General features: G+C 63.3%; 13 protein-coding genes and 1 pseudogene. 11 read left to right on the forward strand and 3 right to left on the reverse strand.

The annotated features are described in order from the left end of the window. The first annotated feature begins 57 nt into the window (after positions 1 to 57). Both rfaD and HV744_RS19485 read left to right on the forward strand, forming a co-directional pair. Complete coding sequence (gene rfaD / locus HV744_RS19480; RefSeq protein ID WP_175151087.1) at positions 58 to 1,050, forward strand: ADP-glyceromanno-heptose 6-epimerase; 993 nt, start codon at positions 58 to 60, stop codon at positions 1,048 to 1,050. Positions 1,051 to 1,127: 77 nt separating this feature from the next. Then, a complete protein-coding gene (locus tag HV744_RS19485; protein ID WP_175151088.1) occupies positions 1,128 to 1,493 on the forward strand; it encodes a ComEA family DNA-binding protein in 366 nt (121 codons plus the stop codon). A gap of 126 nt (positions 1,494 to 1,619) precedes the next feature. Here the strand turns inward: HV744_RS19485 and HV744_RS19490 are convergent, their stop codons facing one another. Then, the gene (locus HV744_RS19490; RefSeq protein WP_175151089.1) at positions 1,620 to 1,790 is read right to left on the reverse strand and encodes a hypothetical protein; all 171 of its coding nucleotides are present in this window, start codon (positions 1,788 to 1,790) and stop codon (positions 1,620 to 1,622) included. Between the two features lie 19 nt (positions 1,791 to 1,809). Here HV744_RS19490 and cysM point away from each other — a divergent pair, with 19 nt between their 5' ends. Beyond that, entirely contained in the window at positions 1,810 to 2,712 is a 903-nt protein-coding gene (gene cysM, locus HV744_RS19495; RefSeq protein WP_175151090.1) for a cysteine synthase CysM, read from the forward strand. 91 nt (positions 2,713 to 2,803) lie between these two features. Here cysM and mltB read toward each other — a convergent pair whose 3' ends face one another. Next, complete coding sequence (gene mltB, locus HV744_RS19500; RefSeq protein WP_175151091.1) at positions 2,804 to 3,952, reverse strand: lytic murein transglycosylase B; 1,149 nt, start codon at positions 3,950 to 3,952, stop codon at positions 2,804 to 2,806. Between the two features lie 284 nt (positions 3,953 to 4,236). Between mltB and HV744_RS19505 the strand changes: the two genes are divergently transcribed. Then, positions 4,237 to 5,160: a histone deacetylase family protein gene (locus HV744_RS19505; RefSeq protein WP_175151092.1), complete on the forward strand. Its 924-nt coding sequence runs from the start codon at positions 4,237 to 4,239 to the stop codon at positions 5,158 to 5,160. A gap of 49 nt (positions 5,161 to 5,209) precedes the next feature. Then, positions 5,210 to 6,010 (forward strand): enoyl-CoA hydratase, encoded by an 801-nt coding sequence (locus HV744_RS19510; RefSeq protein ID WP_175151093.1) that lies wholly within the window; start codon positions 5,210 to 5,212, stop codon positions 6,008 to 6,010. Positions 6,011 to 6,125: 115 nt separating this feature from the next. Here the strand turns inward: HV744_RS19510 and HV744_RS19515 are convergent, their stop codons facing one another. Then, positions 6,126 to 7,028 carry an alpha/beta hydrolase gene (locus tag HV744_RS19515; RefSeq protein ID WP_175151094.1) on the reverse strand — a complete coding sequence of 301 codons (903 nt, stop codon included), beginning with the start codon at positions 7,026 to 7,028 and terminating at the stop codon, positions 6,126 to 6,128. Between the two features lie 238 nt (positions 7,029 to 7,266). Here HV744_RS19515 and HV744_RS19520 point away from each other — a divergent pair, with 238 nt between their 5' ends. The 6 genes and pseudogenes from HV744_RS19520 to HV744_RS19545 form a co-directional block, all read left to right on the forward strand. After that, positions 7,267 to 8,301 (forward strand): methionine ABC transporter ATP-binding protein, encoded by a 1,035-nt coding sequence (locus HV744_RS19520; protein ID WP_175151095.1) that lies wholly within the window; start codon positions 7,267 to 7,269, stop codon positions 8,299 to 8,301. Next, positions 8,291 to 8,944, forward strand: coding sequence for a methionine ABC transporter permease (locus HV744_RS19525; RefSeq protein ID WP_175151096.1), 654 nt, complete (start codon positions 8,291 to 8,293; stop codon positions 8,942 to 8,944). The genes HV744_RS19520 and HV744_RS19525 overlap by 11 nt, the downstream gene beginning before the upstream one ends. 53 nt (positions 8,945 to 8,997) lie before the next feature. Then, entirely contained in the window at positions 8,998 to 9,792 is a 795-nt protein-coding gene (locus tag HV744_RS19530) for a MetQ/NlpA family ABC transporter substrate-binding protein (protein WP_175151097.1), read from the forward strand. A gap of 235 nt (positions 9,793 to 10,027) precedes the next feature. Next, complete coding sequence (locus HV744_RS19535) at positions 10,028 to 10,777, forward strand: electron transfer flavoprotein subunit beta/FixA family protein (protein ID WP_175151098.1); 750 nt, start codon at positions 10,028 to 10,030, stop codon at positions 10,775 to 10,777. A gap of 22 nt (positions 10,778 to 10,799) precedes the next feature. Then, the gene (locus HV744_RS19540) at positions 10,800 to 11,735 is read left to right on the forward strand and encodes an electron transfer flavoprotein subunit alpha/FixB family protein (RefSeq protein WP_175151099.1); all 936 of its coding nucleotides are present in this window, start codon (positions 10,800 to 10,802) and stop codon (positions 11,733 to 11,735) included. 108 nt (positions 11,736 to 11,843) lie between these two features. Continuing rightward, a pseudogene (locus tag HV744_RS19545) lies at positions 11,844 to 12,119 on the forward strand (acyl-CoA dehydrogenase N-terminal domain-containing protein); the annotation flags it as partial.

The raw sequence follows: 12,119 nt of genomic DNA on the forward strand, positions 1-12,119 counted from the left end.
GTTAGCGCTTTAGCGCTTACTCCGATCCCATGCAAGGCTCATTACCGCAGGATCATCATGACCCTCATCGTCACCGGCGCGGCCGGTTTCATCGGCAGCAATCTCGTGAAGGCGCTCAACGAGCGCGGCGAACAACGCATCATCGCTGTCGACAATCTGACGCGCGCGGACAAGTTCAAGAATCTGGTCGACTGCGAAATCGACGACTATCTCGACAAGACCGAATTCGTCGAGCGCTTCAGGCGCGGCGACTTCGGCAAGGTGCGCGCGATTTTCCATGAAGGCGCCTGCTCGGACACGATGGAAACCGACGGCCGCTACATGATGGACAACAACTTCCGCTATAGCCGCGACGTGCTCGATGTCTGCCTCGCGCAGAACATCCAGTTTCTGTACGCGTCGTCGGCGGCCACGTATGGCGGATCGAGCCGCTTTGTCGAAGAGCGCGAAGTCGAGCAGCCGCTGAACGTGTACGGCTATTCGAAGTTCCTGTTCGATCAGGTGATTCGCCGCGTGCTGCCCACCGCCAAGAGCCAGATTGCGGGCTTTCGCTACTTCAACGTGTACGGGCCGCGCGAAACGCATAAAGCGCGCATGGCGTCGGTCGCGTTTCACAACTTCAACCAGTTCCGCTCCGAAGGCAAGGTCAAGCTGTTCGGTGAATACAACGGCTATGCCGCCGGCGAGCAGACGCGCGATTTCGTGTCCGTCGAAGACGTGGTGAAGGTCAACCTGTTCTTCCTCGACAACCCGGACAAGTCGGGAATCTTCAATCTGGGCAGCGGCCGCGCGCAACCGTTCAACGACATCGCGAGCACGGTGGTCAATACCTTGCGCGCGCTGAACCACGAACCGGCGCTGTCACTCGCGGATCAGGTGCAGCGCGGGCTGATCGAATACATTTCGTTTCCCGACGCACTGCGCGGCAAGTACCAGTGCTTCACGCAAGCCGACCAGTCGAAGCTGCGCGCGGCCGGCTACGACGCGCCGTTCCTGAGCGTGCAGGAAGGGGTCGATCGTTACATACGTTGGCTATTCGGCCAGGTGTAAATCTTTCGGATCCCTCTTTAAACTGGAATCTCCCGGTTGGTGATGGTCGCCAACCGGTTGTACGAGGGAGATTCCATATGTTTCGAAAAATTCTGGTTACCGCGGCCATGCTCGCCGCTTTCGGCCACGCGTATGCGGCGGTCGACGTCAACACCGCCAACGAGGACGCGCTGCGCGGCATCAAGGGCATCGGTCCTGCCAAAGCGAAAGCCATTCTCGACGAGCGTGCAGCGCATGGTCCGTTCAAGGATCCGGCCGATCTCGGCAAGCGCGTCAAAGGCCTGGGCGGGCATACCGTCGAGCGCCTGCAGGCGGAGGGTCTCGCTGTCGGTCCGGCTGGCGCGGCTGCTAACGCGCAGGTTGCGGCGTCTGCACAGACCAAAGGCGCGGCCGCTTCGGCCGACGCGTCCAAAAGCAATCCCTCTGTGGCGGTGAAGAAATAGCCTGAAGCGGCTCGTGCGCGCAGGGCTGCTCACTGCGCGCGCGGTTCGCTACCGTCGCCCCCTTCATGGTCGGAGTGAAAAGAGCACTCCTTCAGCTGTCATGCAGATGACTGGCTCCCGCGGTGCTCAGCCGCGGGCTTTTTGCGTGGCGAGCGCACGGCTTAAGTACCGCTTCTTGCAGGTCGGGATGGCGTCGCACACGCCGCCGGTGATCGCGTGCATCCATGCGGGCAGAAGGGCCGAACGGCAGCCGCGGGCATGGTGGTTTAGAATCGATGGATTGAAGACTCCGCGCATCGACAGCACCAGAACCGATATGGCCTACAAAACGATTGAAGATACGATCGGCAATACGCCGCTCGTGCAACTCGTCCGACTCCCTGACGACGAGATCCGCAGCCGCAATAACGTGATTCTTGCGAAGCTGGAGGGCAATAATCCCGCGGGGTCGGTGAAGGATCGCCCGGCCTTGTCGATGATCAAGAAAGCGGAAGCGCGCGGGCGCATCAAGCCGGGCGACACGCTGATCGAACCGACCAGCGGCAACACCGGCATTGCGCTCGCGATGACGGCCGCGATCCGTGGCTACAAGATGGTCCTGATCATGCCGGAAGATCTGTCGGTGGAACGCCGTCAGAGCATGGCGGCGTATGGCGCGCAGATCGTTCTGACGCCCGTCACCGGCGGCATGGAGTACGCGCGCGATCTGGCCGAACAGATGCAGCGCGAAGGCAAGGGCACCATCCTCGACCAGTTCGCGAATCCGGACAATCCGGCCTCGCATATCGAGGGCACGGGCCCGGAAGTCTGGCGCGACACCGAAGGGCGCATCACGCACTTCGTGTCGTCGATGGGTACGACCGGCACGATCATGGGCGTGTCAACCTATCTGAAAACGCAGAATCAGGCGATCGAGATCATTGGTGCGCAACCCGAGGAAGGGTCACGCATTCCAGGTATCCGCAAATGGCCGGAGGCCTATCTGCCGAAAATTTTCGACCGCAGCCGCGTGGATCGCGTCGAGAACGTGAGCCAGGCCGCGGCCGAAGCCATGGCGCGCCGGATGGCATCCGTCGAAGGCATCTTCGCGGGCATCTCGTCGGGCGGCGCGTGCGAAGTGGCGCTGCGCGTCGCGCGCCAGCTCGAGAATGCGACGATCGTGTTCATCGTCTGCGATCGCGGCGACCGGTATCTGTCGACTGGGGTGTTTCCCGCTTGAGCGAGCGTCGTTACGCCAGCCAATAAAAAAGCGCCGGCCGGCGCTTTTTTTATGTCGCTCGGTGGAGCGCGCGCGGCGCCCGCACCAGGCTTTATTGCGAAGCCCCGTTCGGCGGCGCCGCGCCATTGACGGCGTTCGCCGCATCGCCCGCCTGCATCTGCGCCTTGACCCGCTGACCCAACTGATACACCGCGAGCGCATAAAAGAAACTGCGGTTATAGCGCGTCAGCACGTAGAAGTTCTTCAGTCCCAGCTTGAACTCGGTGCCGCGTCCCGGCGACGGCAGGTCCACCACCGTCACCGGCGTACCGGCTTCCGCCGCGACATCCACGCCCGGTTCGTTCAGCAGCAGACCGGCGCGCAGCAACTGGTCGAGCGGCCAGTGCGGCTCCGGCTGGCCGTCGGCGGCCGCTTGCGCAACGCCCAGGCTGCCGGCGTCCGAGCCGATCCGCCACACCACCGGCCGGCCGCTTTCCCAACCGTTCTGACGCAGATAGTTCGCCACGCTGCCGATCGCATCCGCCTCGCTGGTGCGCAGGTCAATCCGCTTGTTGCCGTCGTAATTCACCGCGTATTGCACGATGCTGCTCGGCAGGAACTGCGGAATGCCGATCGCGCCGGTATAGGAGCCGAGCACCGTGGTCGGATCGATCTGCGCGTCGCGCGTCCATACCAGGTAGTCTTCGAGATTCTTGCGGAAGGTCGCCTGGCGATCCGCGCGATTGGCGGTGTTCGGGTAATCGAAGCTGAGCGTGGTCAGTGCGTCGAGCACGCGGAAGTTGCCCATGTAGCGACCGTAGATCGTCTCCACGCCGATGATGCCGACGATTATCTCCGGCGGCACGCCGAACTCTTCGTATGCGCGTTGCAGCGTGGCCTGGTTCGCGCGCCAGAAGCGCACGCCGGCATTGATGCGGACCGGGTCGAGAAAGCGCGACTGGTACACGCGCCAGTTCTTCACAGTTGGCGAAGGCGACGGCGTGACGAGCTTGACCGCGGTCGCCGAATAGCTGACGCCGGAAAACAAGGCATGCAGTGCCGGTTCGTCGAAGTCGTAGCGCGCGACCATGTCGTTGATGAACGCGTCGACATTGGGATTATTCGCGTAGCGCTGCGGAATGATCTCTTCCTCGAACGTTTGCCCTTGCGGCACAGTGGGTTGCGGTTGGCTTTGCGCGATCAGCACCGGCGGCTTCTTGCTGGCACTTTGCGCGAACGCCGGACTGGTTGCCATGAACATGCACGATGCGACGGACAGAGAGGCGGCCAGCGTGCTGATGCGAAGCCGGTTTCGTGCGGACAGAGCAAGCTTGACGGTCATAGTGAGCAAGGGGCGCAGTGCGTGAGAGACAGGGGAAAAACAGATCGGGGCAGTATACCCGACGCCTTCCGCAAAACCATGCTGAACGCGCCACGGCGGCATCGTGTGGTAACTTGACGAATGTTGGCGCGCCGAGGGTGCGCCCCCCTGGAAGGAGACACGCTGCGCGCGCATCGAAGGCGCCGCGCCGCAGAAAAAAAATCATGGCAACAGGTTTCTACTCTCACGCCGACTGTCTGCTGCACGACATGGGGCAATGGCATCCCGAATGTCCCGCGCGCCTGCAGGCGATCGAAGATCAATTGATCGCGAGCCGCATCGACTCGCTGATCGAGCGCGAGTCGGCGCCGCTCGCCGATGAGGCCGCTTTGTTGCGCGTGCATACGCAAGCGCATGTCGATTACATCCGCAGCCGTTCGCCCGCCGCAGGCCTCGCCGAAATCGACCCCGACACGACGATGAACCGGTACACGCTGCAAGCCGCGTTGCGCGCGGCGGGCGCCGCGGTGGCAGCGACGGACGCGGTGATCGAAGGCCGCTACGACAATGCCTTCTGCAGCGTGCGTCCGCCCGGCCACCATGCGGAGCCGGCGCGCGCGATGGGCTTCTGCTTCTTCAACAACGTCGCGATCGCCGCGCGTCATGCGCTCGACGTGCATGGCATGGAGCGTGTCGCGATCATCGACTTCGACGTGCATCACGGCAACGGCACCGAAGCGGCTTTCTCGGGCGACCCGCGCGTGCTGATGTGCAGCATCTTCCAGCATCCGTTCTATCCGTTCACCGGCGCCGGCAACCAGGCGCCCAACATGTGCAACGTGCCGATGTCGGCGCGTTCGAACGGCATGGCGGTGCGTGAGGCGGTGGACCTGCTGTGGCTGCCGCGCCTGCACGAATTCAAGCCGGAGATGCTGTTCATCTCGGCCGGCTTCGACGCGCATCGCGAGGACGACCTCGGCAACATGGGACTCGTCGAAGACGACTACGCGTGGATCACCGATCAGGTGCGCGAGATCGCGAAGCGCTATGCGCGCGGGCGGATCGTCAGCTGTCTCGAGGGCGGCTACAACCTGTCGGCGCTCGGGCGCAGCGTGGTCGCGCACGTGCGCTCGCTGGCCGGAATCTGAGCCCGCCGCGCCACGGGCTGCATCGACGCAATGCAATGAGGAGCGAACCATGAACGCCGACGCGCGCAGCGCTTCACTGATCGAGATCGAACACGATGCGTATCAGGTGCCGGGCGTCGTGCTGTTGACGATGAACCGGCCCGACGCGTTCAACGCGCTCTCCGAAGCTTTGCTCGACGACCTGCAGAACGCGCTGACGGAGATTGGGCAGTCGGATGCGCGCGTGGTCGTGATTGCCGGCGCGGGGCGTGCGTTCTGCGCGGGCCACGATCTGAAGGAAATGCGCGCGGCGCCGTCGCTGGCGTACTATCAGCGGCTGTTCGCCCGCTGCACGAAGCTGATGATGACGATCCAGCGTCTGCCGCAACCGGTGATCGCGCGGGTGCAGGGCATTGCGACGGCGGCCGGCTGTCAACTGGTGGCGATGTGCGATCTGGCGGTCGCGGCCGAGACCGCGCGTTTCGCGGTCTCGGGCGTGAACCTGGGGCTCTTCTGCGCGACGCCTTCGGTGCCGCTGTCACGCAACCTGTCGCGCAAGGCGGCGCTTGAAATGCTGCTGACCGGCGACTTCATTGATGCCGCCGAAGCGAAGCAGCAGGGCCTCGTGAACCGCGTGGTCCCGGCCGATGCGCTCGACGCGGAGCTTGCGCAACTTGCCGCCAGCATCTGCGCGAAACCCGTCGACGCCGTGCGCGCCGGCAAGGGTCTCTTCTATCGCCAGCTCGAAATGGGTGTCGAGGCGGCTTACCAGCTCGCCGGCCAGACGATGGCCTGCAACATGATGGACGACTCGGCGCTCGAAGGCGTACAGGCGTTCATTGACAAACGCGCGCCGGACTGGAAGCGCTAGGCGGTCGCAAGGGCTGCCGCCATTCGTCGAGCATCGCGTTCCAGCCTTCTTCGGGCGAGCCAGCCAGCGGGCAAGCGGGCGAACAAGAACCGCGCTTCACAACAGCGTCACGCGTTCAGCCTCGGCCAACCCGCTTTTCGATCCAGTCGATCAGCGCCCCAATCACCCGGTCGCGGTCGAGATCGTTCATCGTCTCGTGATAGCTGCCCTCATGCAGCGTCAGCGTCTTGTCCGGCGAGCCCGCGTGCTGACCGAATTCGCGGCTGCCTTCGGGCTCGGTGAGTTTGTCGGCGGTGCCGTGATACACCAGCAGCGGCATGCGCAGGCTCGCCCGGCCACGTTCGATCCGCGCCATCGCCAGCAGCAGCTCCGCGCCGGTGCGCGCGGGAATCGCGCCGTGATGCACGAGCGGATCGTTGCGATTGGCGTTCACCACCGGCTGAAGGCGCGATAGCAATGCGGCGTCGATTTTCATTGCCGGGAAGCTCGGGTAGAGGCGGCTGATTACCTGGCTCAGCTTGAGCATCCAGCGCGGCACGTCGCGCCCTGGCGCGAGCGCCGGGCTCGACAGGATCAGGCCACTGAGCCGGCGGCCGGTCGCGTCGAGGCGCTCGATTGCATACAGTGCAGCCACCGTGCCGCCCATGCTGTGTCCCATCAGAAAGAGCGGGACGCAGCTTTGCGCGGCGGCGTCGAGCAAGGCCTGCGCGTCGCGCAGATAGTCGTCGAAACGCTTCACATAGGCCCGCTTGCCGGGCGCCTCGCCGTGGCCGCGCAAGTCGATCGCAACCAGTTCGACGCCGGCCGCGTTCAGCCGGCCAGCCAGCGCGGCGTAGCGGCCGGCGTGCTCGGCCAGTCCGTGCAGCAGCGCGACCGTCGCGCGCATCGGCCCGATGGCCGGCCAGCGGTACAGCGGCAGTTCCACGCCGTCGGCGGTCGTGACCGACGAGCGCTGCGGCGCGCTGGCGTTCCGGTCGCCCCCGCTGGAGCGCACATGGTTGCTTTGGGATGTTTGCATGGCTACGGCCCGTCCTGATTTTGTTTCGCCCGATCATAGTCGCAGCGGCACTCCGCGCGCGAGCATCTCGCACCACGCGTGCCTCTAATGCTTGCAGGTTATGAAAAGATCGGAATTGATTATTAAAGGGAATGTCGGCGCTGCGGTAGAATTACAGGCTCAAATCCCAATAAAAGCAACGGCGGCCGCTTGTCGGGAGCGCACAACGCTCGGACAGACTCCGCCGTTTCGTTTTTCCATGATCGAAATACGCAATATTTCCCAGCGGTTCGCCGGGCCCCGGGGCTGGGTCGAGGCGCTGCACAACGTCAATCTGTCGATTCCTGCGGGCGAGGTGTTTGGCATCATCGGCCGCAGCGGCGCGGGCAAGAGTACGCTCGTGCGCACCCTCAATCTGCTGACCCGCCCGTCTGAAGGCAACATCGTCGTCAACGGCCGCGATCTGACCACGCTGCCCGCCGCGCAATTGCGCGAGGCGCGCCGCGAGATCGGCATGATCTTCCAGCACTTCAACCTGCTGTCGTCGCGCACCGTGTACGAGAACGTCGCGTTGCCGCTCGAACTCGCCGGCATGAAGCGCGACGAAATCGAAGCGAACGTGCTGCCGCTGCTCGAACTGGTCGGCCTGTCGGCGCAGAAGGATCGCTATCCGGCGCAGATCAGCGGCGGACAGAAGCAGCGCGTCGGCATTGCGCGCGCGCTGGCGAGCAAGCCGAAAGTGCTGCTCTCCGACGAAGCGACGTCCGCGCTCGATCCCGAAACCACGCGGGCGATCCTCGAACTGCTCAAGCGCATCAACCGCGAACTGAACCTGACGATCGTGCTGATCACGCACCAGATGGACGTGATCAAGCAGGTCTGCGACCGCGTCGCGGTGCTGGATGCGGGTCGTGTGGTCGAAGAAGGCAAGGTGATCGACGTGTTCCTGCAACCGCATCATGAGGTCACGCGCGCGCTGATCGGCGACGTGATCGCGCAGGAACTGCCGCCGGCGATGAAGGCGCGTGTCGCGCAACGCCTGAAGACCGGCAGCGGCCACCTGCTGCGGCTCGCGTTCACGGGCTCCGGCGTCGATCAGCCGATTCTGTCGGAAACGATTCGCCGCTACGAACTCGACTTCAACATCCTGCACGGCCAGATCGACGAGATCCAGGGGCAGGCGTTCGGCTCGCTCGCGGTGCTCGCGGGCGGCGAACCGGCGAAGGTGGCGCAGGCGCTGACGTATCTGCGTGAACAGGGCGTGGTGGTGGAGGAACTCTCGCATGTTGAGTGAAATGTTCGATATGTTCGTCCAGTCGTTCTGGGAAACACTCGTAATGGTAGGCATTTCCGGGCTGGTCGGCGCGTTGGTGGGATTGCCGCTCGGCGTGTTGCTGTATCTGACGGACCGTCAGGGCGTGCTGGAGAACGTCGGGGTGAATCGTGTGATGGGCGTGGTCGTCAATGCGGTCCGCTCGACGCCGTTCATCATCCTGCTGGTGGCGGTGATTCCGTTCACGCGCCTCGTGGTGGGTTCGTCGATCGGGACCGCGGCGGCTATCGTGCCGCTGACGATCGCCGCCGCGCCGTTCATCGCGCGACTGGTCGAGACCGCGCTGCGCGAAGTCGATCGCGGGCTGATCGAAGCGGCGCAGGCCATGGGCGCGACCACCAGCCAGATCGTCTTCAAGGTGCTGCTGCCGGAATCGCTGCCGGGCGTGGTCGCCGGTTTGACGATCACCTTCGTGTCGCTGGTCGGCTATTCGGCAATGGCTGGCGCGATCGGCGGCGGCGGCCTGGGCGACCTCGGCATTCGCTACGGGTATCAGCGTTTCCTGCCGGAAGTGATGCTGACGGTGGTCGTCATTCTGATCGTCTTCGTGCAGTTGGTGCAGTCGTTCGGGGACTGGCTCGTGCGTCGTTTGAGCCATAAATAAACACGGGTCATCGGAACCCGCTAACAGAGTCGGTAGATTCGAAAAGGTCCATCATGCAACGTCGTTTCATTCTCAAGCTCGCCGCCGCGTTTGGCGCCGCGTCGCTGTTCGCTACCGCGGCCCACGCCGAAGACACGATCAAGGTCGGCGTCACCGGTGGCCCGCATGCGCAAATCATGGAAGTCGTGAAGACGGTCGCGGCGAAGAACGGTCTGAACATCAAGGTCATCGAATTTTCCGACTACGTGCAGCCGAACGCGGCACTCGCCGGCGGCGATCTGGACGCGAACAGCTATCAGCACGACCCGTACTTGCAGGCGCAGGTGAAGGATCGCGGCTACAAACTGATCCGGATCGCGGACACGGTCACGTACCCGATGGGCATCTATTCGAAGAAGGTGAAGACGCTCGCCGAACTGCAGCCGGGCGCGCAGATCGCGGTGCCGAACGATCCGACCAATGGCGGCCGGGCCCTGTTGCTGCTGCAGAAGCAGGGGCTGCTGAAGCTGCGCGCCGATGCGGGACTGAAGGCGACGCCGCTTGACATCGTCGACAACCCGAAGAAGCTGAAGATCGTCGAACTTGACGCAGCACAAATTCCGCGCTCGTTGAACGACGTGGACGTTGCCGCGATCAACACGAACTTCGCGATGGAAGCCGGTCTGAAGCCGAAGCAGGACGCGATTGCAGTCGAGGACCCGAAAGGTCCGTACGTGAACATCATCGCGATTCGCGAGGCCGACCGGAACAAGCCGTGGGTCGCCAAGCTGGTCGCGGCGTATCATTCGCCGGAAGTGAAACAGTTTGTCGACAGCAAGTTCGGCGGGTCGGTGATCACCGCGTGGTGAGCCAATGGCCATTGGACATGGAAAACGAGACGGCAATGGCAAATTAGGGACGTAAGTTATAACCCGGGGTTGTCACCCGGGTTTTTTCGAGATTAAAATAGAACGATCGTTCGATATTGCCGTCACGCCGCTGAGGAGCGATATCCTTCTGTAAAGCGCCCACGACAAGGCTGTCATGAGGGCAGTCGCTATAATGTTTGTTGGGTTGACGTATTCGTAACTTTGGAGCGTGTGCATGAAAATCCTGGTGCCAGTCAAGAGAGTGGTCGATTACAACGTGAAAGTCCGGGTCAAATCGGACGGCACGGGAGTCGACATCGCGAACGTGAAGATGTCGATGAATCCGTTTGATGAAATCGCGGTGGAAGAGGCCGTGCGCCTGAAGGAAGCGGGCGTGGCGACGGAAGTGATCGCCGTGTCGGCGGGCGTCACGCAAGCGCAGGAAACGCTGCGTACGGCGCTGGCGATCGGCGCGGATCGCGCGATCCTGATCGAGTCGAACGAAGAGTTGCAGCCGCTGGCGGTGGCCAAGCTGCTGAAGGCGCTGGTCGACAAGGAACAGCCGTCGCTGGTGATTCTCGGCAAGCAGGCCATCGACGACGATTCGAACCAGACCGGCCAGATGCTCGCCGCGCTGGCGAACCTGCCGCAAGCGACGTTCGCGTCGAAGGTGGTCGTGGCCGACGGCAAGGCGACCGTGTCGCGTGAAGTGGATGGTGGCGCTGAAACGCTGTCGCTGACGCTGCCCGCCGTGGTCACCACCGATCTGCGCCTGAACGAGCCGCGCTACGTGACGCTGCCGAACATCATGAAGGCGAAGAAAAAGCCGCTGGAAACGATCAAGCCGGAAGACCTCGGCGTTGATGTCACGCCGCGCCTGAAGACGCTGAAAGTCGCTGAGCCGCCGAAGCGCTCCGCCGGTGTGATGGTGCCGGATGTGAAGACGCTGGTTGAGAAGCTGAAGACCGAAGCCAAGGTGCTCTAAGTAGAACGCGGAGACGGAACAAATGACGAATCTTGTAATTGCAGAACACGACAACGCGTCGATCAAGGCTGCGACGCTGAACACGATTGCAGCGGCGCAGAAGATTGGCGGTGATATTCACGTGCTGGTCGCGGGTCACAACGCGCAGGCCGCAGCCGATGCGGCTGCGAAGATCGCAGGTGTGTCGAAGGTGTTGCTGGCCGATGCGCCGCAACTCGAAGCGGGCCTCGCGGAAAACGTCGAAGCGACGGTGATGAACATTGCGAAGGACTACTCGCATATTCTGGCTCCGGCGACCGCGTACGGCAAGAACATCGCGCCGCGTATCGCCGCGAAACTCGACGTCGCGCAGATCAGCGACATCACCGCAGTGGATTCGCCCGATACGTTCGAGCGCCCGATCTACGCAGGTAACGCGATCGCCATCGTGCAATCGGCTGATCCGGTCAAGGTCATCACGGTGCGCACGACCGGCTTCGACGCGGTCGCAGCTGTTGGCGGCAGCGCAGCGGTCGAGAAGATCGAAGCCGCAGCGGACGCGGGCCTCTCGCAGTTCGTCAGCCGTGAAGTGACGAAGCTGGACCGTCCGGAACTGACGTCGGCGAAGATCATCGTCTCGGGTGGCCGCGGTCTGGGCAATGGCGAGAACTACACGAAGGTGCTGGAGCCGCTGGCCGACAAGCTGAACGCGGCACTGGGCGCCTCGCGTGCAGCGGTGGACGCGGGCTTCGTGCCGAACGACTATCAGGTCGGCCAGACCGGCAAGATCGTCGCGCCGCAACTGTACGTGGCCGTCGGCATCTCGGGTGCGATCCAGCATCTGGCCGGGATGAAGGACTCGAAGGTGATCGTCGCGATCAACAAGGATCCGGAAGCGCCGATTTTCAGCGTCGCCGATTATGGTCTGGTAGGTGATCTGTTCACGCTCGTGCCGGAGCTGGTTAGCGCGCTCGGCTAATCGCCGTAGCGCCGCAACGCCGAATAAAAGGCGTCTGGCAGCACATGAAGGGCGCAGGACCGATCGAGTCCAGCGCCCTTTTTTCATCAAGACAGGAGGAGAACTGAAATGAGCTACATGGCGCCCATCAAGGACATGCTGTTCGTGATGAAAGAGCTGGCCGGTCTCGAAGATATCGCGATGCTGCCAGGCTTCGAGGACGCGAACCTCGACACGGCCCAGGCCGTGCTCGAAGAGTCGGCGAAACTGTGCGGCGAAGTGCTGGCGCCGCTGAACGTCGAAGGCGATCGCAATCCGAGCAGCTGGAAAGATGGCGTCGTCACCGCGACGCCGGGTTTCAGGGAAGCCTTCCGCCAGTTCGCCGAAGGCGGCTGGCAAGGCGTG

The organism is Paraburkholderia ultramafica (assembly GCF_902859915.1).
GTDB classification, from domain to species: Bacteria; Pseudomonadota; Gammaproteobacteria; order Burkholderiales; family Burkholderiaceae; genus Paraburkholderia; species Paraburkholderia ultramafica.

What these genes read in the sequence shown, in the direction of transcription:
- cysM (WP_175151090.1), top strand. Translation starts at nt 1,810, where the DNA reads ATGGCCTACAAAACGATTGAAGATACGATCGGCAATACGCCGCTCGTG.
- HV744_RS19540 (WP_175151099.1), top strand. Translation starts at nt 10,800, where the DNA reads ATGACGAATCTTGTAATTGCAGAACACGACAACGCGTCGATCAAGGCT.
- HV744_RS19485 (WP_175151088.1), top strand. Translation starts at nt 1,128, where the DNA reads ATGTTTCGAAAAATTCTGGTTACCGCGGCCATGCTCGCCGCTTTCGGC.
- HV744_RS19530 (WP_175151097.1), top strand. Translation starts at nt 8,998, where the DNA reads ATGCAACGTCGTTTCATTCTCAAGCTCGCCGCCGCGTTTGGCGCCGCG.
- HV744_RS19510 (WP_175151093.1), top strand. Translation starts at nt 5,210, where the DNA reads ATGAACGCCGACGCGCGCAGCGCTTCACTGATCGAGATCGAACACGAT.
- HV744_RS19525 (WP_175151096.1), top strand. Translation starts at nt 8,291, where the DNA reads ATGTTGAGTGAAATGTTCGATATGTTCGTCCAGTCGTTCTGGGAAACA.
- HV744_RS19505 (WP_175151092.1), top strand. Translation starts at nt 4,237, where the DNA reads ATGGCAACAGGTTTCTACTCTCACGCCGACTGTCTGCTGCACGACATG.
- rfaD (WP_175151087.1), top strand. Translation starts at nt 58, where the DNA reads ATGACCCTCATCGTCACCGGCGCGGCCGGTTTCATCGGCAGCAATCTC.
- HV744_RS19535 (WP_175151098.1), top strand. Translation starts at nt 10,028, where the DNA reads ATGAAAATCCTGGTGCCAGTCAAGAGAGTGGTCGATTACAACGTGAAA.
- HV744_RS19520 (WP_175151095.1), top strand. Translation starts at nt 7,267, where the DNA reads ATGATCGAAATACGCAATATTTCCCAGCGGTTCGCCGGGCCCCGGGGC.
- mltB (WP_175151091.1), bottom strand. Translation starts at nt 3,952, where the DNA reads ATGTTCATGGCAACCAGTCCGGCGTTCGCGCAAAGTGCCAGCAAGAAG.
- HV744_RS19515 (WP_175151094.1), bottom strand. Translation starts at nt 7,028, where the DNA reads ATGCAAACATCCCAAAGCAACCATGTGCGCTCCAGCGGGGGCGACCGG.
- HV744_RS19490 (WP_175151089.1), bottom strand. Translation starts at nt 1,790, where the DNA reads ATGCGCGGAGTCTTCAATCCATCGATTCTAAACCACCATGCCCGCGGC.